Here is a 19,967-nt window from a genome sequence, read left to right as displayed (position 1 = left end):
TCATGGCGACGATCAGACGCCGCATAGACGGTCCGCAGGATTTTCACGAACAAAAGGGTGGGCTGGCATTCCGCGACACCCGAAGCGTTCCTCACCAGATCGCGGAAATCCTGCGATCCGGGTTCTCGTCCATCGGGCTCGTTGCAATAGCCGGCGTGGCCGTCACTGTTCCCGCGCTGACAACCGCCATCGTACCATTGGCCGTCGCCTATGCCGGCTATGTCCTGACGCGGCCGGTGACGTTGCCTCTTCGCTTGCCGGCCAACGCGAAGGGAAAGGACTACGGCAATCCTCAGCCGGACCCAAAACGACCTGGCGTCGAAATCCCGGGCAAGCCTTCTGGAGACTGGCTGATAGGCTGGGATGAAGTCACGGCCCAACAGGTCTGGCTGTCCGGCAATGATATGACGATGCATGCCATTCTGCCCGGCTCAACCGGGTCCGGCAAAACGCAGTTCATTTATAGTCTTCTGTGCAATGCCCTGGCACAGGGCGGCGGGTTTACGATTGTCGACGGCAAAGCCTCAAACAACCTTGCCTTCTCCGTTGCAGCCATGGCGAGACGGTGGGGCCGAGAGGCAGACCTGCGCTTCATCAATATGATGGTGTCAGCCGGCGACAGGAAGACCAACACCTGGAACCCCTTTTCCTCTGTCAATGCTGAGGGCATGACCGAGCTTCTGCTCACGCTCTTTCTGCCGGAAGACAAGAAAGGCGGAGGGGGTAACTCCGCGCATTTCCGCGACAGGGCCGAAGCGCTTATTCGCGGCATGTCCTATGTCTTCGTCTGGGTCCGGGACAACCTTGGCATTCCGATCATGTCCGAGACGATCCGCACGATGTTCTCTGACATCGTGAAACTGCGCGATCTCTACCAGGATCAGATCTTCACCTACTATGATGCGGATGCAGCTGAGACGCGAACAGTCGAGCTTCCGCCAGAATTTGACCGGACCCTGCTGAACCCGGTCCGCGACTACGTGACGGAGACGGGTGGCTTTTCGAACACCAAAAGCGTGGGAGACCAGGACAAGGTTCGCGAGCAGCATTCCTATGTGGTGGGTGGCTTCGGCAAAACCTTTACCCAGATGAGTTCCACACTGGGACATATTTTCCGGTGCAATATCGGCGATGTGGACTTCCGGGACATCATATTCAACCGGCGCATCCTCGTCGTTCTTCTCCCCTCGCTCGAAAACCATCCGGACACGAACGCCGCCCTGGGCAAGGCCGTCATCACGGCGCTGCGTTACGCACTGGCGGCGGCCCTCGGAACCTCGATTGAAGGCGAATACCAGGATCGCGTCGTAAACCGGGCGTCATCGTCCAAGGTCCCTTACCCGATCGTCCTGGACGAAGTCGGTCAGTTCGCGACACGTGGGATCGACGCCATGATGGCGTTGGGTCGCGAGATGAACATCTTCCTGCTGATCTCGTTCCAGGAAGTGGGCACGCTCTACGCCACGCTTGGGAAGGATCTGACCGTTCCGCTTCTCGGCAATCCAAAGCTGAAGATCTTCGAGAATATCGAGGACTCCGGCCCGACCCGGGAGTGGGTCGAGCAATCAGGCGGAATGATGCCTGTCAGCGTCCTTCCCGGGTTCGACAGTTCGAACCCCCTGGGCGTCTATGCGGATCAGCAGCGCGCAGACATCCGGGACGTCAAGCGGATCTCCTGGAGTGATGTGCAGAACCTCCGACAGGGGCAGGCCATTATTCTTTTCCGAGGAAAGCGCATTTACACGCGATTGTTCTACGCAGGGATCAAACCTGAAGGCGTGAACAGAGTGTTCCCAACAGTTTCAGCGACCCCAGCTCTTGAATCACCTGTTTCCCAGGAACCGGCCACAGAAACAGACGACGTGGCTCGGCGGCTTCAGGAAGGGCGCGACCGGATCGAAAAGGCTGATCTCCGACCGTTAACCGGAGTTCTGGGAGATCTGTATCAGCGCCTCGGCGTGGTTCTCAACACGGAAGGCACGCCCCTGCAGGACGCGCAGGAGCTCCTGACCCTGCTTTTCCCTGATGAGACCCCGGCAGACGACAAGCCGTTCGCAAAGCTGTTTGAGACCCTTGTTCCTCCGTCCGCTCAGTTGCCCCGAACAACGGAACCGCTGCATCCGCATCTGGACAAAGCATTGCTGGCCGAACTGGTTGCGTTTGAGACGACGCTGGGACAGGACGAGCGTGGGGCCGTTGAAACCGTCACGCACGCCCTAAATCTCTACGCGCGTGGCAAAGAACTCGCCTGATATCTGAGGCGGCATGTCCTCAGCCGCCTCGGTTTTCCACTCTACATCCCTCGTCCTGTGCCACGGACCCGCGTGCGCTCGCGCTCCCGCAACTCTTCTTCCTGTGCGGCGGCGCGAGCCTGCCGCAGCCGGTCGTAGGCCTGCCGCGCTCTCCGACGCTCCTGCAGATCTTCAACCCGCCGCGCTGCATTCAGGGCGTCCTGCGCGGCATAGCCGGCCTTGCGCAGCTTGCGGCTGACATCATCCCACTGCGCGCGCGGCACGTCCCGGATCGGGGCTTCCTCAACCTGACGACGTACCTGGCCGCCCGGTGACTGCCCCTTCTGGCGGGTCCGCTCATTGACGTGGTTCTGCCGGATCCATCGCGTATTGGCTTCTTCGTGCGCAAGACGGGCTTTTGCCAGATCAACGGCCAGGGACTTGTAGGGATGACGTCCCATATCCGACGCCAGACGGTCATACAGATCGTTGACCGTCACCGGCCGGATATCACCCAGAGCCCGCGAAAACGTCTCGGCCTCCCGGAGAGATCCCTCCGATACGGCCGTCCAGCAGCGATGAACATGCCGGCTTTCGGCAACATAGGAGGTAAAGCCCGTCATGGCCGAGGATCCACGCGGCATGGCGTTGATATGCTCGTCGGACGTCACCCCCTGCGCCGCATCGACCGTCATGGCGTGACCAAAGCCCAGACGGACGCGTCCGGTCTTCGGGTCGGCCAGCCGGATCCAGGGCACGAGCCCTTCCCGTCCCTTCGCATTCTGCAAAACCAGTCCCTCATCGGACCAGCCTTTGACGGTCGTGAAGTCGCCATTCGACCCAAGATCACGCCAGCGGCGCCCGTGAGGTGTTTCCATTCGGACGCTGGTTTTCGCAAACAATCGAACCCTGTCACCTACTGCGAGAGGCAGCTCATAGGTGACGCCACGCTGATCGATGGCGGCCTTGACGATCTCCTCCTGCCCGATCTCGCCGCGCTTGCGCAGCCGGTCGCGGACGGCACGGCTGAGATCCATGACGTCTTCATTCGTCGGCGCCGACATGGTGATGCCCCGCTCCGATCCGGCCTGGGTCAGCATGTCGCGGCGTCGAAGATACAGGTCAGCGATCTGCTCGACGACCTGATCATGGTCGCCCCCCACAAGTCGGATCGTGCCGTCCTTGCGCTTCATGTCGATGGCTTCACGCGCCCGCGCAATATCGGCTTTCTTCTGCTCGTCCTCGGTCTGGCTCAGATCGCGGCCGGGACTGCGGAACATGCTGGCGATCTGCCGACCGCGCGCGGACTTCTGGCGGATCGTGCTCAACAGTTCCGGACGCGCCTCTTTGGGCATAACGCGCAAAAGCAGTTCCACAGCGTCACCGGCCTCGATCGCCTGGGCCTGTTCCCGGTCGCCCACCACCCGGAGGGCAAATCCCTTTTCCTGCTGAAGCTGAAGGATTTCGAGCAACTGACGCGGCGAAACCTGACTGACTTCATCAAGAACCAGGACCGACTGCCGATCGAGGACAATCTTTCCCTGCGCCAGACCATCCAGAAGGGGAGTCATCGCGTAGGTCTGGGCAATGCCCGCATCCTTCAGCGCATCGGCCTGACGCCAGGCAATGGCCGCGCCAATGACGGTGCGGCCATCCTCCTGCCAGGCATCGACCAGAGGCTTGAGAAGCGTCGTTTTGCCGGAGCCGGCGACACCAATCAGGAAGCCCAGTCCGCCCGCCTGACCAAGCGCATTGATGGCTGCAAGCTGCGCAGCGCCGTGTGCCGGTTCGCGTGTGAAGTCGAGACCCGACCGGGCAACGGCAGCGGCAATCTGCTCGTCACTGAGCGCACCGTCCCGGGTCCGCGACGACAGGCCGGCAAGACGGGCCATGTCCTTTTCGAGGGCGATCTGAGCGCTTGTCGCCACCCGGAGGCGGCCGTCCTGCTCGCGTTCCAAAAAACGGACCTGTTGGCCGTCGATCTCGATGCCACGCTCCTGGATCAGATCGGCAATCCGCTCCACGTCCTCCATTCCTTCAATGCCAGCCGCAATGAGACCCCGTGCGGCATGGGTCCGGAACGTATCCCGGTCGAGAACAGCGGCGGTCCGAAACTCCTCGGCCAATTTCTTCGCAGCAATCGCATAAGCCAGCTCGTAGCGCTCAGCGCGCCCTGATGGCTGGACCTTCTCATTGGTCAGGACAGTATCGTGATACCACCCAATTTCATGAGCCTGCGCAAGCCAGAACTCCTTGTCGTTGCTGCCATTGTACTTCTTTGAGCGGTAAGCCAGATTTGCGTTGTGAAGAATTGAAAACTTCCGCTCTGCCGACAATTCGTTCCAGTCCAGACCCTGCCGTTGGACATAGGCTTTTCCCGTTTTCTCCGCCTGCGAATGCCGCTTTGAAAAAAGCTCACAGGCTTCTCGCGGCACACCATCAATCGCGATTGCGCGGCCGCTTTCGTCGACGTGCACCGCGATACCGAGCTTGCGAAGCTCCCTTGCAAGTTCCGCCTGAAAATACGCCCCGAACATGAAAGACGTCGCACTGGTAATGCGAGCACTGTCCAGCGAACCCAAATGGCCGCTTTCTGTCGCTACGGCATTCAAAAGCAGATTGTGAATATGCGCCTGTGGATCCCCCGGCACCGGCACTTCCACCGCCGCCGTAGGGCCTTTTGCGCCGTCCTGAATCTTCATGACAGGACGTGCCGTGTAGTGCCGGAACGATACCCACGCGACTTCCCCTCCTTCCAGCGTGGCTGTCTTTCCTGACCCTCTGCGCGCCACGCCAACCTCCTTGGCAATAAACGCCATAGCCTTGTCGTTGGCCTTGTGAATTGCGCTCCAGATGAGAGCCCGCTCGGCATCCGTCGATGCAAATTCAGCGGCAAGCGTCACGGATTTATCGGGTGACGCTGTGAAGTCGATGGCTGAGTGCTCACGCTTCCGGCCTGTGTTGGCCCATTTCTCACCCGTGTCAGCGCGCTTGGCTTCGAACAGATTGGCCAGCGCCTGGTCTGTCGGGACCTTCATGACATCAATGCCTAACGCATCAGCGATCCGGGGCCCCATATCTGGCGACCACATTCCGCGCCCATCACGTCCGGTATAGTAGGTTGTCAGCCTGTCACCGTTTTCATGGGTCGGATCGCTCCGTTCCCGTTCAAAGCGGGCATCCTTCTCCGGTTCGGACTGATTCTCTCTCAGATATGCGACGATCAGCTTGCCAGCACCGGCCGCAGAGATCTTCCGGTAAGTAATCATCTTTCAGCGGGCGCAGAGAAGGTAGAAGCTTCGAGCCGACCGAGCTGCGCCGAGATTGTCTCAAGGGCAACACCCTGCTGTTCCATGGCCTGGGCCATGCGCGCGACGACCTCGACCAAACCCTCGCCTTCCTCGGCTTTCTCTGGAGGGCTGACCATCTGGTGGATTTGGGCGAGTGCCTCTCCGATCTGATCCAGCCGCTGCAAAACGAGGAGCTGAAACGGCGCTTCGCGATCTACCGGGTGCGGGAGTTCAAATACGTTTTTGTCTGGCATGCATCGTCTCCGTAGGCAAAGGAGACATTCTGCTCGAGGTGGTTGTGAGTGCTCGCCAGCAAAAACTGTCGCTCCGAGCCCTCGTCGTCCCAGATGTTATTTGCCTAGCCGTCGCATCCCACCAGGAGCGCAATCTGACGTCTGATTGCAGCAAGCTGATCAGGTCTCACCTTGCTGCCCGTCACGGCGACACGCTGCTTGGATGTGGTGGTAAGTAGAGCACTGACCGCCCAACAGGGCTTGGTGCAGCCGTTATCAGCCGTTGGGTCGATCCGTACCGCCAGATCCGGAATGACGAGGTTCTCATCGTCGGTCAACGGCACAAGCATTACGTTCGGCCACTCGGGCGGAAAGAGATCGTCTTCGACAACAACAGCCGGCCGACGCTTGTTGGGCTCCTTTGGCAGCGCATCTCCGCGCCAGTCCGCCAGTACAATTTCTCCAGGCGAGAAGATCGCTGCCATCGCGACCGGCCGATCAGGCGCCATGGGTTCCGCCAGCCTCTTCAAAAAGCGCCTGGGCGGAAGGCGTCGCAGCGACGTAGCGGGCAACACGCGCGCTGTCTCTGCGGATACGGTCTCGGCGTGCGCTCTTTGCCCCTGTCTCCAGCAGATCACGAATGAGCTGGCTCAGAGGGATACCGCGTGCCGTTGCTTCCTGCTCCAGGTCAGTGCGCAGCCGCTCGTCCAGACGGATCGAAAGGGGGGATGCCATGACACACTCCATACATTCAGAACGTCGGTATCGTAGCGCGGTTTCGTAGTGCAAAACAACATATTTGGCAGGGCAGCATGCGCCGAGATTTCTTTGGCCCGGGTCCACCCCGGCATCACCGGATGCAACACCCGTAGGGTGGCGCGAAGCGCAAACTGAAAGTTTGCATTTGTGTATGGAAAAAGAAAAAACCTGCAACGATCTTGCCTCGATCTTAGGACGATAGCGCAGCGAACACAGCACGATCTTTGACACGATGTGAGGCTGGTGCTAGGCGTAGCTCAACGAGGAAGGACGTAGACATGAGTGCAGCGATGGCGATGGGGGGAACCGACGGCGCAATGTTCACCGCATTGCTGGGCTGTCAGCGCGGAACATGGGCGCACTCGCCGCTGTACCAGTGGATGACGAACAATTACGAGGCGATGTCGAAGGCCATCACAGGTAAGAAAGTCCGCTGGCAAAAGATGAGCGAAGCAGCGGAATCCGCTGGTCTGATGAACGTGAATGGGGAGCCGCCGAAGCCTGCCACGGTCCGCAGTACGTGGTATCGTGTTCGCAAAGCTGTCAGTGCCATGCACAGCGCACAGGAAGACGCCCGCAACAAGGCTTCTGCGGCTCGTGCCGCGGCCCGCGCTGCCTCTCAGGCACACAAACTGGATGATGGGGATGGACGGGAGACACTGAACCGCCGCATGGCAGAAGCCGATGCGGATCTGCGGGAAAAGCAGTTACAGGACGCCCGCGATCGTAGCCGCTCAGTCCTCTATCCCGAAACGACCTCAGACGTACGGAGTGAAGCCGCCCCGTCAGAAGAACGCGAGGCCGCTCCTGCCGTGAAAATCGGGCAGGTGGCCGAGTTCGTTGTCATGAGAAAGCAGGCTCCACGCTATGGCAGGGATCAGGATATTCCTCTGCCACCGCCCTATGTTGGTCCACGTCCCGCAGGAATGCCGAAGGATCTGCCACTTGAAGCCCTCATGCCGCTTGATGCGTCTGGGCGAACTCCCGAGGGCAAACTCGACTTCGAGCAGATGCCGGGTCTGCCGCGCCGATCCTTCTTTGACAGAGACCGGGAATGGGCACTCGCTTGTCTCTCTATGCTTGAAGCCATTCCGCCACGAGAGCGAAGTGGTCCACTCAAAGCAATGTTCTGCCTCATGGATATGAAGGTACGACGGTAGACATCTCATTTCTGAACTATCGACGGCCCGCACTCACATCTGGTGCTGCGACAATGATCGAGCCGCCTTGGGCGGAGCAACCATTGTCAGGACACCCTTGTGACCGAAAAACCAAAACGCCTTTCAGCGCCTGAGCTTCACGAGGCCATTACGAAGTCTCTAGAACTGCGCTCCCTGATCAAAGCCGGACGCGGAAATCTCGGTGGAACGACTTGCCTCGCTCCGCTTGCGGAGCGGGCCATCTTTCAGGGGCGGCCTCTTCTGTTGGGGGACGGAGATGTTCGTAACCCCGGCATTTCCCTGTTCAAGGAGATTTATAAAACTCACGGGCTTCCTTGCCCTTCGAATGAGGAAGCCGGCCACCTGAAAGAATGGTTCACCAACAGCTTCAACGAAGCCGCGATGCGCCAATCATCCTTGCTAATCGATATTGGGGGTGGTGACAGAACATTGGAGGAATGGGCGGCCGAAGATGACATCATCGGTGCAGCGGATGCCGTCGGGATCCCGGTCACAGGCCTGTTCATGTGTGGCTCCCAGCCCGGTGACATCGCCTATCTTGAAAAGCTGTGGGCCAGCGGCCAGTTTCGGCCCCGTCGTGGGGTCATCGTCCTCAACGAATGGACCGTTCCGGCCGGTCATAAGCCGGACACAGTTTTTGAGCCGATTATGAATGACGATCGACTCATGGACGTTTCGGGCATGGAAACTGCTTTTCTGCGAATTCCAAAGCTATCCTGCATGAAAGAAGTGCTTGCGAGCGGCCTGACCTTCCATGACGCCGCCGCGGGTAAGCCGGGACAGGACGGAACGCCCCTTGGCCCGATGCGGCAGTGGCTTGTCAAAAACTGGCTAGAAAAGATCGAAGAAAACATTGCCAAGGCTGGCATTGAAGACTGGCTGCCATGAGAAGGAGCCGCAAATCCGAGCCGGATCTGCTCGACCGGCTGAAAACAGGCGCCAATCCCTTTGGAGGGATTGGCAACCGAAGATTTCTCGACCTCCTCGCTGACGGAGAGCAACACTTCGTCTGTTACAATGCGGTGGGGGAAGCTGAGCATCTTGATGTGACCGATCTCGGCGTCACCATCCGCTCCCTCTCCACCATCCGGTTTCCGGTGGGGGTATCGTTCTGGGAGTGGGAACCCAATGGAACGGAGCGGCTTCCGCCGCTTCGAAAAAACAGCGTGCCGACCCGGTGTGGATTTCTGGTGATTGCGGATCAGTCGGGGCAACGCGGGATGCTGCACTACGCGGACTACCGTCCGCGCATGAAACTACACGGCAGACCCATGGCCATAGTCTATCCTGTCTCGTTGACGTTCGATCTTCGGGACGACTGCGCTTCACCGGACACGCCACTCTTTTTTGGCGATGAAAGTCACTACGCCCGTCAGCCCGATCTTCCTCCCGAGGCTCTGACGGCGTTTGATGTTGAGGCAAGCCCGAAGGACGCAGCGGCTCTGATGAGCCATTTCGGGGCGATGCCCTCCCCGCTCTACAAAAATAATCCTGAACAGGCCTTCCCTCAGGATGTGTCTCTGTACTCGTCCAAAGACTGGGAGCTTTTCCAGTCCTTGGCCAATGACCTGATCCATGAAGCCACGCCGTTCATGTGCATGCAGCTGCTCATTCGTGCATCGCATGTCCGGAGCTGGACCACTGACCACGGCAGCGGGACGGGGGTTCGAAAGATTACGCTGTACGATACTGAGGTTCTGACGACATGAGTGAGCTCATAGACAAGGCGACTTTTGACGGACTGGCCGAGGCGGGTCGGTTGATGGAAGAAGCGGCCCGACTTGATGGCATTGATGAACATTCTCCCCTTGGGCGGTGGATCCGAGCCCAACGCAAGGGCATGGATGCTTTTGCGCGGGTTGTGCTGTCATGCGCCTCTGAAATGCAGAATTTCAGAGGCGAGGCTCGCGACATCATCGAGATGGCCAAGCAGGAACAAAACACGCTGCGAGACCAGTTTGTCGAAAGTCGTCGGCAGGTCGAAAAATTGGGGGAAGTCGCGGAACGGAATGTCGAGAAACAGGAACTGTTTCGAGACCGCGAATTGCAGGCTACCCTTGGTCGGATCGTCTCCGGCGTGACCTCGGAGCTGCGCAAGGAAGTTTTCGATCAGTTGCGGACGGAAATTCCGACGCATGAGCGCCAGTTTTACAAGGAAGCGCGCTGGCGCGCGTATGTGCGGATGACGCTGGCCGGTGCGGTCCTTATCGGCCTCGGCTTTGCCTCTGGGTACACGTATGACGGTTATGCGGCGCAGGTCGGCCGTTATTGCGAGGAACATCAGGCGTTCGACACGAAGGGCGCATCATGGTGTCAGATCGTCCCGCCGCCGATCCTGCCGAAGTCCTGAGCAGACTCTCGCGCACCGGCTCCAGGGCGAAGCCCTGGCGCAGCATACGTCACAGCCGCGCCTGCGCGGTTGTGTCCATTTTGGCGCGGTCTGACCGGACAACAAAAAAGGCGGCTCCCAGGGGAGCCGCCTTTTGCGTGTGTGGACCTGGCCGAGGCCGATCAGGCGAGGCCGTTCGAGGCGGCCCGGATCTCGGCAGGGGTGGCACCAGCGGCGCGCGCGTCTTCTGCGGCCTTCTCAATGCTGGAATCGAAGCGGGTATTTTCCAGAAAGGTCATGAGGGCGTCCGCGATGGCAAAGCCACGCGCAAGATGCTCCAGCCTTCTCAGGGGGAGGCTCTTGGCGCTGGCGTCGGGGACATAGGGGGCGAGTGCGTGAGACATGGGACAGGCTCCACGACCGGGCGGGGCCGGTCGCTCTTCGATGTGCAGAGGGACAGGAAGAGGCCGCGCCCTGTGGGCGCGGCGGGCTTGCCTTAGAAGCCCATGGCGTCGGCCTGAACGGCGGCGACGTCACGGGAGAGGCTGCGGCCATTGTCGCGGGTGTAAGGCTTCCACGCCTGACCCATGAGTTCCTCATAGGCGGCACATGCGCCGGAAGCGACGCAGGAGAGCGCGTAAGCCTTCGCGCCGTTTTCGGCAGCAATACGGCGCAAGCCGTCCACGCGGTTATCTGCACCGTCCACGCCCATGCGGTCTTCGTCGCGGTCGCCGTTGGCGTAGCTGTCGGCTGCATCCTTGGCGACCATGCGGCGGGTTTCATAGAAATTCGCGGCGCCATAGGCGGACCGGATGAGACCATCCACCACACGGTCAAGGTGCATCCGCAGACCGTTGAAATTCTGCTCGCCCCGGATATAGGTCACAAGGATGGGAAACATCAGCTCGTATTGATCGCGCACTGCGCTGGACCCCAACCCGGTCAGCTCGTCAACGTCACCGGCCTCGACACCGAACGCGAGCACGATTTTTGCCATCTGGTCTTCAGAAGGAACGAGGCGCAGAATGTCGGCCAGAGACGGCGCGGCAATAGCCTTGGTGCGACGTTGTGCTTCACTGAAGCGGCGAACAGCGGCGGGGGAATAGTTGCCCTGAGAAGCGTTCTGGGACATTGTGTTGGATGCGTCGGACATGAAATGTACCTTTCTAGTCTAGCGAAGTCCCGTTCGGTGGTAGGACACCGTTCGGGGCGCTTTGTCTTGAGGGCCAATCCCTCTCGACAAGTAAAAGATAGCCTTTTTGGCCTTTTATGACAAGAGAAAAAGCGCATAAAACCGCCATAAAACGCGCTTTATTTTTGCGTGACAAGTAAAAAGATTTCTTGATTACTTCATGAATACCTGTCGTTTTCCTAGACCCATCCTGCCCGTGCGGCGAGCACACTGACGGCGACGAGAGTGGAACGACAGTGGCGTTTTCCTGAGCCCATCCTGCCACCGGCCAAGACGGTCGACGGGACAGGCCGTCAAGCCCGGAGCGTCCTGAGCAAGGGTGGCTGGCCTGCGGCTGATGCGGGGTCGCGTGCGGCCCTGCAGCAGACGCTGGCCTGACACCTGCCGCCGAGGGTCGCGCAGTGGCTTTACGGACTGGCACGGCGACTGTCAGACTGAACGCTGGATGCGAGGACGCTGTCGTGGAACGGCCCTCCCGGGCGGTCCTTCAGGACCGTTCGGGAGGGACGAGGAGCCGTCTCACGGTCGAACGTGCCAGACCAGGACCGTCCGTTCAGGGAAAAGAACGCGGGTGAACCGTTACCCGGATGGGCCGCCCCGACCCTTCTTCTGTTTTTTCTACCTACGGCCCTGATTTGCACCGGAACAGTCCCGCGTCAGGAAGAACACACCCCCACCCACGGCAAGCACCAGCAGGCCTCCCCGGACTGGATGCAAAAAGCCCTGCCAGATCAGGAGAAGAACGGCTGCCTGAATACTCAGTGCAACAATGCGGATTATGGTTTGTCGTGACATGAGCGCAGTCTAGCTCTTTCCGCTGCCCTGGCGCAGTCCCCCTGTGGGGGGCGAGCACTGGGGGCATCACACTTCGCGCCGACGAGGCGCGTCCGCCTGACTAAATCGGGCGAGCGGACAAAAAAAAGCGGCCCGGAGGCCGCCTGTCGGTGTCACTGATGGGACGTTCGCAACTTAGCGAGCCGGGTGGCAATCGGTCCGATCGCAAGCCCCAGACCTATGGTGAAAGCAGCGGCAGGAAGAAGAATAAACAGGATACTCTGGGTTACGTTATCCATTGGTTTTCGCCTCCGTCTTGTCCTCAGGATAAGGGATATACGCCAGAAAAGTCAAAGAAATTGCCTCAAGCGCGGCTCCCAGAAAAAAGCAGGTGACGGCACGCATGGGGGTCAACGGTCCTGTCCCGGAGATGAGTGGGGTCACGATGCCGAGCCCCCACGCGCTGAGGGCGAATGTCTGAAGGACGCTAGCAATCGCCTTGTAGCGGTCTTCCTTGTGTTTGGAGCGCTGCGGCGGGGGCAGCAGCGCCATGAGGCGGTCTTTGTTCATCTGGCGCTAGGCTCCTTTTTCCCAGAGTCAAAACGGCACGTCATCGTCAAGATCGTTCCCTGCGGGCGCATCCCAGCCGCCATTGCGGTTTCCGTTGCCAGACGATCCCCCGGACCGGCCTCCACCGTTTCCACCACCAAAGCCGGCATCGCCCTCATCGCCATTGCCTCGGTTGCTGTCGATCAGCACCAGATCACCCCGGAAACGGTCAACGACGACCTCTGTGGTGTAGTGCTCCTGACCGCCCTGATCGGTCCATTTACGGGTGCGAAGTTCGCCTTCGATATAGACCTTGCGGCCTTTGCGGAGGAAGCGCTCCGCCACGTCACCAGCCCGCTCATTGAAGATAACGACCCGGTGCCATTCGGTGCGCTCACGACGCTCCCCGCTCTGGCGGTCATTCCAAGTCTCAGACGTGGCGAGTGTAAAACTCACGATCTTGGAACCGGACTGCGTATTGCGGACTTCCGGGTCTTTACCAAGGTTGCCAACGAGAATGACTTTGTTCACGGAACCGGCCATGAGAACCTCCAAGAATTAAGGAACGTATCAACTGGACTGTTTCGGCGCTATTGCCTCCGCCCATGAATAGATATTAGGTTTTTACTTACTCACAGTCAACGAAAAACCGCAGAAAACCGCCGATTCCAAGAAAATAAACCCTAAAGAATTAGCGATTTACTTATTGAATATTGTAGGGATATTTGATGTTTTCCTAGACCCATCCTGCCCGTGCGGCGAGCACATTGACGGCGACGAGAGTGGAAGGGCTGCGTCGTTTTCCTGAGCCCATCCTGCCACCGGCCAAGACGGGCGACGGGACAGGCCGTCAAGCCCGGAGCGTCCTGAGCAAGGGGGGCTGGCCTGCGGCTGATGCGGGGTCGCGTGCGGCCCTGCAGCAGACGCGGGCCTGACACCTGAAGCCGAGGGATGTGCAGTGGCTTTACGGACTGGCACGGCGACTGTCAGACTGAACGCTGGATGCGAGGACGCTGCCGTGGAACGTGCCTCCCCGGACGGTCCGAAGGACCGACCGGGGAGGTTGAGGAGCCGTCTCACGAACAGATCCCCCAGACCGGGACCGCCCGCCATTGGAAAAGAACGCGGGTGAACCGTTACCCGGAAGGGCCGAGACGCGGGGGCCAGACGCCCGACCAAGGGCGGCTGGACCCTGTGGCTCGGTCGAACTTGGCGACGAAGGAGCCTAGCGCAGTAGAGCGAACGAACCCTTCAGGGCCGCCCCTAATCCTCTTCTCGCCTGCCCTTCAAATCACCCAAGGGTCGGTATCGCAGAAAGACAAAAGACTGCTTCCTACCGCCCTGATCTCTTTCTTCATCTTCCTCCTCAGAACTTTGCGCTCCTGGCGCGCTTTCCGCCTCTTCTTGTCGCTGGCCTTCCACCGGTCCCGCAGGACAACACGCAGCTCCGGGCACGCGGCACTGATCTGTCCGTAAGACTGACGCCGGAACCGGGTAACGCCACCGAAGCGGTCGATCCCTGCCAGCAGGGTGCTCCTGCCGATCTCCAGATAGAAGATTACGCCGAGGCCATCCTGCGCATCGGGCGTCGAGGGCGGCCGGAGAAAGAGTGTGGCGAAGCCGTCGGTTGTTTCAACCCATCCCGGCACCGGCCCTGCCAGTTGGCGCAAAGGCATCAGGTCAAAGTGGGGACAGTTCTCGGCTATGGCAGCCGCGAGAGGTGCAGACCTGTGCCAGAAGCTGGCGCTACATCCCGGCCAGTCTTTTGTGGCGTCTGTCGGAAACAGGATTCCGAAGACGGTGATGAGATCCGCTTCATAGACAAGCTGGCCGCCCTGCCATTTGACGAAGCCCGGATCATCAAAGCAGTCGAAATATTCCATGCCCCGGATACTGACGTCCGGATACTCGTCAGACAGGCCATGGCCGTGGTCAAGGAACGACGTTCCGATCCCGTTTTCGAGGGTCATCACCAGTGTGCTGTCGTCTTCCCACGCCATCTGGTCCGGTGCGCAGGTTCGATAGGCGCGCTCATCAGCGATCTGACGCAGACGATCCTGCGGGCCTGTGAGGGTGAAGACGGTTGTGACGTGAGTCGCCATGGGGAACATCCTTTTTCATTTTCTGGATGCTTTCCCGCAGGCGCAGACGGCTGGCCGGGACAATGGCGCGCCCTCCAGGGCGCGGGCCGCGTGCGGCCGAACCATTGTGGCGGCCGGACGGCCTGTGGCTGTCGCTGTTTCTCTTCTGACCCGCGTTCTCCTCTTCGCGTCTTGCCCTGCACCCGGCCCTTTTCTTGCCTGCATGCTGCCCGTTGTCAGAAGGCACCCCGCAGCGTTTGCGCAAGGGCGCCGACCGTCCCATGACCCGCTCTCACATCGCGCAATGGCAGAGTGCAGGGATCCATTGTCATGACTCGGTATACCCATGCACCACCGCGTTTCCACGTCAGCCCGTTCTGACTGTCATCCCCACGACGAGCTTCGCCTGGTCGTGTGCCTGCTTTTTGAAGACGGAACCGTCTTTGTTGGACAGAGCCTTGTCCGCACGATGCCAACCTACCTCAAGCGCACGGGGACGCTTTTCCGGTCCGTGGGATCGTTTCAGCGTTATGACCTGCACGCCTTTACGATCGGGGATGCGCCCCCAAATGATCTGGTTTTTCTCTGGGCCTACCACCTGTCCAGACACGGCGTGCGACTTCGCACCCTGAACGCCCCCGGAATCATCGTTGATCCCCTTGCGCCTCTGGCTCTACAGACGCGCGAATGGACCAGTTACAGCGCCCGCACCAGAAAGGTGCTGTTCCCTGTCCTCCTGAAGCAGGCTCTCGCTTCACGGGGAGAATGGCGCGGCACCCGGATTGTTGCCTATTGCTGCATCCTGTCTCAGGGCGCTTTCGTCCTTGGCAGTACACCTCTTCTTGATGGCGAACCTTTCAGACTGGACGACTGGATGCCCGCAGTCGGAACCCATCATCTGTGGAGCCGCGTATATGAGGCGCAGGTCCATAATCAGGAGGCATATCAGCAGGTGGAAGCCGCTCTGAACCTCTGGCGTGAAACACTCGAAAACATGGGAGGCCGGGAGACATGGTACCGTCAGCACATGTTTTATACCGGCTTTCCGGAAACGGGAGACCTTCACCTTCCAGATACCGAGCTGCTTCTGTCCCTGCCGGCCTCTCTTCTGGCGGGGATCTCATTCTGCCTTGAGCACTGGCCCATGGGTCTCAAAGAGACACGACTGCCGCTCGACAACCAGTCTCAGCACCTCTCTCCACCGGGATTCCCTCGCTCCAGAACCGAGGACCCAACTGACTGGGAGAGCTTGGCCCGCTCCCAGGAGGACACTCTGGAAATCATCCAGACATATGTCGAAGATATCGGAGCGATGTTTGCAGAGACGCTGGCCAGACAGGACGTTCTTCATTCACAGATGAAAACGCTGTCCAGAACTGTGCTGGAGGCCACAAACATGATGGTTCGCCTCCAAGCGGCCTCCCGTCCTGATGATATCTGATCCAGCACTCCGTGCGAAGGATTTGACCTCCCCCCAGACCTCCTCCGGCCAAACGCTACTCGAAAAGCGTGACGAGGCGGGCAAGAACTTCGTCCAGCAGAGAGCCGGACAGCTCCTCTACCTTCCGGCCGCCACGGGCTTTGAGGTCAATAACACGAGGCTGGTCACAGCGTACGATGCCTGTGGTCTTCAGTCCTTCGAGCGGCACGGCGAAGCCGAGCCGTCGTGCGAAGCCCCCGCCGCTGGTGATTGGTACGACAACCGGCAGGCCCGTAGCCTGATTGAAACTGTCAGGCGAGACGATCAGCACCGGGCGCGAGCCCTGCTGCTCATGTCCTTTGGTGGGATCGAGAGACACAACCCAGATCTCACCGCGCTTCACAGGATCTCTTTCCCGGTGGCCCCGCCAGCAGCCCAGTCGCGGCTTTCAGCGTCCGGCTCAGCCGGATACTCCGACACGGCCAGCAGCTCTGCCATCGTGTAGCGTGGTCTGCGCCTGGGCCGCACGACGAGGGCGCCATTCTCCACGTCAAGTTCGACCTTCTCACCGGCTTTGAGGTCGAGAAGACCGAGCAGGGCCGGTGGCACCGTCAGAACGATGGAGCCACCGAGCTTTCTGAGACTGGACGTCGTCATGAGTTTCTCCTCGTTATACTTTTATATAACATGGATAGGAGGGGCTCCGCTAATAAAATCGACCGCGGAAAGCAGGCTTTCAGGCTCGCAGGCTGCGCCTTTCTCCTGTCATCAGAGACCGTACGCCCATCTTCTCATGCAGCGCGCCTCAACCCTCCTGTTGATCATCCGGTCTATGGCTACCGGAAAGTACAGCGTCTGCCTGAAGATAAAGAGCTTCAATCACACACAGCCCGTCCTCTGTCCGGTTTTCTGCAAAAAGACGATCTGCGACGTCTGCCAGAAGTTTCAGGGGTGACGGTCCGGACGGCGCGGCGTGAGCTGCGGGCAGAAGTGGGAGAGGCATCATGGCAGGTCGTTCCGAAAGCTGAGGGTACGGGAAGAAACGGGGGACTGGCCGGGGATGGGCTGATACCCCTGAACGGGCTGCGCAATGCTGCGGCGAATGGCGAGCAAGTCATCAAAAGAGGCGAGCGCGAGACTGACCAGGTCAGGATCAAATGCGCCGCCTGCCTGCTCCTGAAGAAAGGCCTTCACCTGACGGGCCGACCATCCACCTTTGTAGGCCCGCGCAGACAGCAGGGCATCGATCACATCCGCAAGGCCGATAATGCGGGCGGCCAGAGGGATGGCTTTGCCCTTCAACCCGAAGGGATAGCCCTCTCCGTCATGGCGTTCGTGGTGCAGGAGCACCGCCTCATGAACGAGGGTCGGGATATCGGCTGACAGATGAAACAGTGCTCCAAGGCCAAGCGAGGGATGCTGCCGCATCACCAGCATCTGCCGGTCGTTAAACATGCCCGGATGATTCAGGAGGCTGTCTGGCAGCAGCAGTTTGCCCGCATCGTGCAGGCGGCCTGCCAGTTCAAGGGCACTTGACGAGAGGCCAGTTTTCGCCAGGTGGCCGAGCAGGCCAGCAAGGCGCCCGACCCTTTGGCCATGCCCGTCGTCCCCTTTGGCAACCTGTGCCAGAAGGGACGCCAGAGGTGCGCCCTGCTGCCGATAGGACGCAGGCAGTTTCACCACTTCTTTCAGGAGCGTCTGCAGTTCAGGCATCTTTCCTCTGCCGGTTGTGTAGGATCACTTTAGGAGAGGGCAATGTGAGTCCGGTCATCCCGGCTGGATCAGGCTGCGGGCGAGGCCGCCGAGTGCCAGGGCCGCGCAGGTGACGAGGAGCCTTATCCTGGCCGCCCGCCCCTGCACGCGCCCAGTCAGGATCCCGGACGTCTTTTCAGCGAGTTTCACAAGAGCCAGTGTGAGGCAGGCCAGAAGCGTCCACTGCCAGAACGACAGCATCAGAACCGGTTGACCCAGTCCGGACAGATGCCAGGGTCCCTGTCCGGCAAACTGATCCAGGCCAAGAAATCCATCCGCGGCGTTCGTCAGAAGAAACAGGCTGACCCCAATCAGACATCTGGGGCCACAGACCCGACGCTGTATCGTCCCGACAGGGTGAGATGGTCCCAGAGTGGAGGTATAGCGGACACTGGTGATGCGCGTTGGAGTCCAGTCCACGAAGAAAGGTGCAGGCACGCTCAATACCCATCCGGTAAAAGACGAGACAGAGAGAGCAGGCAGAGCACCAGGCCGAGACTGGCAAAAACCACACCGCGCCTGCGCTCGAGACCGTAGTCACGCCCGTCCTCGCCGATTTCGGGGACACCCGGCCCCATCATGGTTGCCAGACAGCCACCGAGCATGAAAACGGGCCCCATGACAGCGCCAAGCCTGGGAACGACAAACGCAAACAGAAGCAGTCCCACACTCGGCCAGCAGACCAGGATCTCTCCTGCCGTCTCGGCGATACGTCGGCGCGGTGGAGCATCTTGCATTCGGTCACATTCCCAGGGCACGGCGGTAGATCTGCAAAAGGGTTTCCTGAGCCTCGATCTCCGCGGGCTCCTGCTTGCGCAGCCGGATGATCGTGCGGATGACCTTGACGTCGAACCCGGCCGACCTGGCTTCGGCAAAGATGTCCCTGATGTCACCACTCAGCGCCTTGCGCTCTTCTTCCAGGCGCTCGACCCGCTCAATAATGGACCGCAGCCGGTCGGCGGCGATGCCCCCTGCGATGACACCCTGATTGTCCTGGCCGTCTTCAGGAAATGATACGCGTTGCAACATGGATCAACCTTTCAGAGATCGGGTGAGACGCAGATGGGAGAGAGGGGGCGTGGCAGATCGCGATGCCCGTCTGCCAGCGCTTCGAGCCAGCGGGACTGCCGCTCCGGGAGATGTCCCTGTTCCTCAATGAGACGGCGAAGCGCCGTCCGGTGTTCGCCAAGGCGATCCGCGAGTGTACGTTCGGACCAGCCAATGGTGATGAGGGCACTGGTCATCGCGTAGCCATTCAGCGGAGGTCTGTTCCCCGCTGGAGGCACAGCCCGGGCCAGTGGGTGACTCAGTCGACGGTGCAGCATCCCAAGGGCCGCGAGCCACTTGAGAAAATCCGGGTCAGGAATACCCTGCCCTGATTGCCAGCGCAGAATCCTGTCCTTGGAGACGCCAGATCGGCGGGACGCCTGACGCACACCCCAGCCTATGACGGAGAGCTCGCCTGCGATGGACAGCGCTACACGCCTGTGCCCGGGGCGAACGGACCGTGAATCCACATGTCCTGCCCGCGGTTGCCCACAGCGCTGTCCCCTGGTTTGGGGGATAACCCGCAAGCGCGACGCCTCCCTCATGCCTCAGCCATGCCGGGCGATATCGGTGAACGTCCGATCCTGTGCGCCCTGCCGGATATGTTTGGCCATATTGGGCGAGACGATCCGGTAGCGATTGGGTCGACGGGGATCCAGTCGCTCCTCGATCAGGCCCGCCTGCTCCAGGGCCTCGAGCGCCTCGCGCACAACCGCAACTTTCAGGCCAAGCCAGGGTGCAATTTCACCAGCGGTTTCGTGCTCGGTCAGGGACGCAAAAACGAGGTCGTGAATAGGAGACGTCACAACAGTCCTTGTCGCGGGCATCCACGGCACGCGGGCGTAGACGCTGTGCCCCAGGGCTGCGATTTCTCCAGCTTTTGCGAGCGTGACCAGGGCATCAGGCAGAGCGCCCGCCTGCTCGGGCGTGAGGTTCGCCCGCAGTTCGAGAACGTTGTACGGCCCGCGGTTCAGGCAGGTCCGAACGTGCTGAAGGACAGACTGATAGGCCTCACGTTGTGTCTCTGCATTCAGTTTGCGGAAAACCCGCGCTTTGGGTTGGTTGCCGCCGATCTTCACTGTGTTGCCTCGTCTGCTGTCATCGTGCACACAGCCTGCCACGTCCGGTT

Annotated in this window: 29 protein-coding genes; 10 read left to right on the top strand and 19 right to left on the bottom strand. The window is 60.2% G+C overall.

The features are described from left to right. The first annotated feature begins 2 nt into the window (after positions 1-2). Positions 3-2,252, top strand: coding sequence for a type IV secretion system DNA-binding domain-containing protein (locus KP702_RS12365; protein ID WP_215769058.1), 2,250 nt, complete (start codon positions 3-5; stop codon positions 2,250-2,252). A 41-nt stretch (positions 2,253-2,293) separates the two neighbouring features. On the opposite strand, the gene mobF is transcribed toward KP702_RS12365, so the two are convergent. The 4 genes from mobF to KP702_RS12345 all read right to left on the bottom strand — a co-directional run bounded on the left by mobF (position 2,294) and on the right by KP702_RS12345 (position 6,489). After that, the gene (gene mobF, locus KP702_RS12360; RefSeq protein ID WP_215769057.1) at positions 2,294-5,500 is read right to left on the bottom strand and encodes a MobF family relaxase; all 3,207 of its coding nucleotides are present in this window, start codon (positions 5,498-5,500) and stop codon (positions 2,294-2,296) included. After that, complete coding sequence (locus KP702_RS12355; protein WP_215769056.1) at positions 5,497-5,775, bottom strand: hypothetical protein; 279 nt, start codon at positions 5,773-5,775, stop codon at positions 5,497-5,499. Before KP702_RS12355 ends, mobF begins: the two co-directional genes overlap by 4 nt. A 104-nt stretch (positions 5,776-5,879) precedes the next feature. Further along, complete coding sequence (locus KP702_RS12350; protein WP_206035503.1) at positions 5,880-6,263, bottom strand: type II toxin-antitoxin system PemK/MazF family toxin; 384 nt, start codon at positions 6,261-6,263, stop codon at positions 5,880-5,882. Continuing rightward, a complete protein-coding gene (locus KP702_RS12345; RefSeq protein ID WP_228123965.1) occupies positions 6,253-6,489 on the bottom strand; it encodes a BrnA antitoxin family protein in 237 nt (78 codons plus the stop codon). Before KP702_RS12345 ends, KP702_RS12350 begins: the two co-directional genes overlap by 11 nt. Positions 6,490-6,791: 302 nt before the next feature. On the opposite strand from KP702_RS12345, the gene KP702_RS12340 reads away from it, so the two are divergent. The 4 genes from KP702_RS12340 to KP702_RS12325 all read left to right on the top strand — a co-directional run bounded on the left by KP702_RS12340 (position 6,792) and on the right by KP702_RS12325 (position 10,044). Next, the gene (locus KP702_RS12340; RefSeq protein ID WP_215769054.1) at positions 6,792-7,673 is read left to right on the top strand and encodes a hypothetical protein; all 882 of its coding nucleotides are present in this window, start codon (positions 6,792-6,794) and stop codon (positions 7,671-7,673) included. Between the two features lie 99 nt (positions 7,674-7,772). Further along, positions 7,773-8,582: a hypothetical protein gene (locus KP702_RS12335; protein WP_346344407.1), complete on the top strand. Its 810-nt coding sequence runs from the start codon at positions 7,773-7,775 to the stop codon at positions 8,580-8,582. After that, a complete protein-coding gene (locus KP702_RS12330) occupies positions 8,579-9,403 on the top strand; it encodes a hypothetical protein (RefSeq protein WP_215769053.1) in 825 nt (274 codons plus the stop codon). The genes KP702_RS12335 and KP702_RS12330 overlap by 4 nt, the downstream gene beginning before the upstream one ends. Beyond that, entirely contained in the window at positions 9,400-10,044 is a 645-nt protein-coding gene (locus KP702_RS12325; protein ID WP_252348710.1) for a hypothetical protein, read from the top strand. Before KP702_RS12330 ends, KP702_RS12325 begins: the two co-directional genes overlap by 4 nt. A 161-nt stretch (positions 10,045-10,205) precedes the next feature. On the opposite strand, the gene KP702_RS12320 is transcribed toward KP702_RS12325, so the two are convergent. Further along, entirely contained in the window at positions 10,206-10,427 is a 222-nt protein-coding gene (locus KP702_RS12320; RefSeq protein WP_061928986.1) for a hypothetical protein, read from the bottom strand. Positions 10,428-10,519: 92 nt separating this feature from the next. After that, on the bottom strand, positions 10,520-11,176 hold the full coding sequence (locus tag KP702_RS12315; RefSeq protein ID WP_215769052.1) for a hypothetical protein: 657 nt from the start codon (positions 11,174-11,176) through the stop codon (positions 10,520-10,522). Between the two features lie 264 nt (positions 11,177-11,440). On the opposite strand from KP702_RS12315, the gene KP702_RS12310 reads away from it, so the two are divergent. Both KP702_RS12310 and KP702_RS12305 read left to right on the top strand, forming a co-directional pair. Then, entirely contained in the window at positions 11,441-11,593 is a 153-nt protein-coding gene (locus KP702_RS12310; RefSeq protein WP_215769051.1) for a hypothetical protein, read from the top strand. A 153-nt stretch (positions 11,594-11,746) separates the two neighbouring features. Continuing rightward, positions 11,747-12,007, top strand: coding sequence for a hypothetical protein (locus tag KP702_RS12305; RefSeq protein ID WP_215769050.1), 261 nt, complete (start codon positions 11,747-11,749; stop codon positions 12,005-12,007). 155 nt (positions 12,008-12,162) lie between these two features. On the opposite strand, the gene KP702_RS16425 is transcribed toward KP702_RS12305, so the two are convergent. From KP702_RS16425 to ssb, 3 genes are read right to left on the bottom strand one after another with little or no spacing between them, the layout of a single operon-like run. Next, on the bottom strand, positions 12,163-12,288 hold the full coding sequence (locus KP702_RS16425) for a hypothetical protein (RefSeq protein ID WP_255308585.1): 126 nt from the start codon (positions 12,286-12,288) through the stop codon (positions 12,163-12,165). Beyond that, the gene (locus tag KP702_RS12300; protein WP_010505526.1) at positions 12,281-12,559 is read right to left on the bottom strand and encodes a hypothetical protein; all 279 of its coding nucleotides are present in this window, start codon (positions 12,557-12,559) and stop codon (positions 12,281-12,283) included. Before KP702_RS12300 ends, KP702_RS16425 begins: the two co-directional genes overlap by 8 nt. A gap of 27 nt (positions 12,560-12,586) precedes the next feature. Next, the gene (ssb, locus tag KP702_RS12295; protein ID WP_215769049.1) at positions 12,587-13,081 is read right to left on the bottom strand and encodes a single-stranded DNA-binding protein; all 495 of its coding nucleotides are present in this window, start codon (positions 13,079-13,081) and stop codon (positions 12,587-12,589) included. Positions 13,082-13,305: 224 nt separating this feature from the next. Here ssb and KP702_RS12290 point away from each other — a divergent pair, with 224 nt between their 5' ends. Then, a complete protein-coding gene (locus KP702_RS12290; protein WP_215769135.1) occupies positions 13,306-13,473 on the top strand; it encodes a hypothetical protein in 168 nt (55 codons plus the stop codon). 351 nt (positions 13,474-13,824) lie between these two features. On the opposite strand, the gene KP702_RS12285 is transcribed toward KP702_RS12290, so the two are convergent. Further along, positions 13,825-14,640: a hypothetical protein gene (locus KP702_RS12285; RefSeq protein WP_252348709.1), complete on the bottom strand. Its 816-nt coding sequence runs from the start codon at positions 14,638-14,640 to the stop codon at positions 13,825-13,827. Here KP702_RS12285 and KP702_RS12280 point away from each other — a divergent pair. Next, a complete protein-coding gene (locus KP702_RS12280) occupies positions 14,639-14,953 on the top strand; it encodes a hypothetical protein (protein ID WP_215769047.1) in 315 nt (104 codons plus the stop codon). The genes KP702_RS12285 and KP702_RS12280 overlap by 2 nt on opposite strands. A 12-nt stretch (positions 14,954-14,965) precedes the next feature. Next, positions 14,966-16,060, top strand: coding sequence for a hypothetical protein (locus KP702_RS12275; RefSeq protein ID WP_215769046.1), 1,095 nt, complete (start codon positions 14,966-14,968; stop codon positions 16,058-16,060). 55 nt (positions 16,061-16,115) lie between these two features. Here KP702_RS12275 and KP702_RS12270 read toward each other — a convergent pair whose 3' ends face one another. The 9 genes from KP702_RS12270 to KP702_RS12230 form a co-directional block, all read right to left on the bottom strand. Further along, positions 16,116-16,442 (bottom strand): type II toxin-antitoxin system PemK/MazF family toxin, encoded by a 327-nt coding sequence (locus KP702_RS12270; protein ID WP_215769045.1) that lies wholly within the window; start codon positions 16,440-16,442, stop codon positions 16,116-16,118. Then, positions 16,439-16,696 carry an AbrB/MazE/SpoVT family DNA-binding domain-containing protein gene (locus KP702_RS12265; RefSeq protein WP_215769044.1) on the bottom strand — a complete coding sequence of 86 codons (258 nt, stop codon included), beginning with the start codon at positions 16,694-16,696 and terminating at the stop codon, positions 16,439-16,441. The genes KP702_RS12270 and KP702_RS12265 overlap by 4 nt, the downstream gene beginning before the upstream one ends. Positions 16,697-16,844: 148 nt before the next feature. After that, positions 16,845-17,045, bottom strand: coding sequence for a hypothetical protein (locus KP702_RS12260; protein ID WP_215769043.1), 201 nt, complete (start codon positions 17,043-17,045; stop codon positions 16,845-16,847). Continuing rightward, the gene (locus KP702_RS12255; protein ID WP_215769042.1) at positions 17,042-17,752 is read right to left on the bottom strand and encodes an HD-GYP domain-containing protein; all 711 of its coding nucleotides are present in this window, start codon (positions 17,750-17,752) and stop codon (positions 17,042-17,044) included. The genes KP702_RS12260 and KP702_RS12255 overlap by 4 nt, the downstream gene beginning before the upstream one ends. 54 nt (positions 17,753-17,806) lie before the next feature. Next, complete coding sequence (locus KP702_RS12250) at positions 17,807-18,229, bottom strand: hypothetical protein (RefSeq protein ID WP_215769041.1); 423 nt, start codon at positions 18,227-18,229, stop codon at positions 17,807-17,809. A gap of 2 nt (positions 18,230-18,231) precedes the next feature. Further along, on the bottom strand, positions 18,232-18,528 hold the full coding sequence (locus KP702_RS12245; RefSeq protein WP_215769040.1) for a hypothetical protein: 297 nt from the start codon (positions 18,526-18,528) through the stop codon (positions 18,232-18,234). Between the two features lie 4 nt (positions 18,529-18,532). After that, positions 18,533-18,820, bottom strand: coding sequence for a DUF2312 domain-containing protein (locus KP702_RS12240; protein ID WP_215769039.1), 288 nt, complete (start codon positions 18,818-18,820; stop codon positions 18,533-18,535). Positions 18,821-18,831: 11 nt separating this feature from the next. Beyond that, entirely contained in the window at positions 18,832-19,308 is a 477-nt protein-coding gene (locus tag KP702_RS12235) for a transcriptional regulator (protein WP_215769038.1), read from the bottom strand. 78 nt (positions 19,309-19,386) lie between these two features. Continuing rightward, positions 19,387-19,947 (bottom strand): hypothetical protein, encoded by a 561-nt coding sequence (locus KP702_RS12230; RefSeq protein ID WP_373687848.1) that lies wholly within the window; start codon positions 19,945-19,947, stop codon positions 19,387-19,389. Positions 19,948-19,967: the final 20 nt, after the last annotated feature.

The organism is Gluconobacter sp. P5B12, from assembly GCF_018812035.1.
Lineage (GTDB): Bacteria > Pseudomonadota > Alphaproteobacteria > Acetobacterales > Acetobacteraceae > Gluconobacter.
Note: the sequence above shows the minus strand (reverse complement) of the source record. Positions and strands in the feature narration are given on the sequence as shown.

What these genes read in the sequence shown, in the direction of transcription:
- KP702_RS12365 (WP_215769058.1), top strand. Translation starts at nt 3, where the DNA reads ATGGCGACGATCAGACGCCGCATAGACGGTCCGCAGGATTTTCACGAA.
- mobF (WP_215769057.1), bottom strand. Translation starts at nt 5,500, where the DNA reads ATGATTACTTACCGGAAGATCTCTGCGGCCGGTGCTGGCAAGCTGATC.
- KP702_RS12355 (WP_215769056.1), bottom strand. Translation starts at nt 5,775, where the DNA reads ATGCCAGACAAAAACGTATTTGAACTCCCGCACCCGGTAGATCGCGAA.
- KP702_RS12350 (WP_206035503.1), bottom strand. Translation starts at nt 6,263, where the DNA reads ATGGCGCCTGATCGGCCGGTCGCGATGGCAGCGATCTTCTCGCCTGGA.
- KP702_RS12345 (WP_228123965.1), bottom strand. Translation starts at nt 6,489, where the DNA reads ATGGCATCCCCCCTTTCGATCCGTCTGGACGAGCGGCTGCGCACTGAC.
- KP702_RS12340 (WP_215769054.1), top strand. Translation starts at nt 6,792, where the DNA reads ATGAGTGCAGCGATGGCGATGGGGGGAACCGACGGCGCAATGTTCACC.
- KP702_RS12330 (WP_215769053.1), top strand. Translation starts at nt 8,579, where the DNA reads ATGAGAAGGAGCCGCAAATCCGAGCCGGATCTGCTCGACCGGCTGAAA.
- KP702_RS12325 (WP_252348710.1), top strand. Translation starts at nt 9,400, where the DNA reads ATGAGTGAGCTCATAGACAAGGCGACTTTTGACGGACTGGCCGAGGCG.
- KP702_RS12320 (WP_061928986.1), bottom strand. Translation starts at nt 10,427, where the DNA reads ATGTCTCACGCACTCGCCCCCTATGTCCCCGACGCCAGCGCCAAGAGC.
- KP702_RS12315 (WP_215769052.1), bottom strand. Translation starts at nt 11,176, where the DNA reads ATGTCCGACGCATCCAACACAATGTCCCAGAACGCTTCTCAGGGCAAC.
- KP702_RS16425 (WP_255308585.1), bottom strand. Translation starts at nt 12,288, where the DNA reads ATGGATAACGTAACCCAGAGTATCCTGTTTATTCTTCTTCCTGCCGCT.
- KP702_RS12300 (WP_010505526.1), bottom strand. Translation starts at nt 12,559, where the DNA reads ATGAACAAAGACCGCCTCATGGCGCTGCTGCCCCCGCCGCAGCGCTCC.
- ssb (WP_215769049.1), bottom strand. Translation starts at nt 13,081, where the DNA reads ATGGCCGGTTCCGTGAACAAAGTCATTCTCGTTGGCAACCTTGGTAAA.
- KP702_RS12280 (WP_215769047.1), top strand. Translation starts at nt 14,639, where the DNA reads ATGGGGAACATCCTTTTTCATTTTCTGGATGCTTTCCCGCAGGCGCAG.
- KP702_RS12285 (WP_252348709.1), bottom strand. Translation starts at nt 14,640, where the DNA reads ATGGCGACTCACGTCACAACCGTCTTCACCCTCACAGGCCCGCAGGAT.
- KP702_RS12275 (WP_215769046.1), top strand. Translation starts at nt 14,966, where the DNA reads ATGCACCACCGCGTTTCCACGTCAGCCCGTTCTGACTGTCATCCCCAC.
- KP702_RS12265 (WP_215769044.1), bottom strand. Translation starts at nt 16,696, where the DNA reads ATGACGACGTCCAGTCTCAGAAAGCTCGGTGGCTCCATCGTTCTGACG.
- KP702_RS12260 (WP_215769043.1), bottom strand. Translation starts at nt 17,045, where the DNA reads ATGATGCCTCTCCCACTTCTGCCCGCAGCTCACGCCGCGCCGTCCGGA.
- KP702_RS12255 (WP_215769042.1), bottom strand. Translation starts at nt 17,752, where the DNA reads ATGCCTGAACTGCAGACGCTCCTGAAAGAAGTGGTGAAACTGCCTGCG.
- KP702_RS12245 (WP_215769040.1), bottom strand. Translation starts at nt 18,528, where the DNA reads ATGCAAGATGCTCCACCGCGCCGACGTATCGCCGAGACGGCAGGAGAG.
- KP702_RS12240 (WP_215769039.1), bottom strand. Translation starts at nt 18,820, where the DNA reads ATGTTGCAACGCGTATCATTTCCTGAAGACGGCCAGGACAATCAGGGT.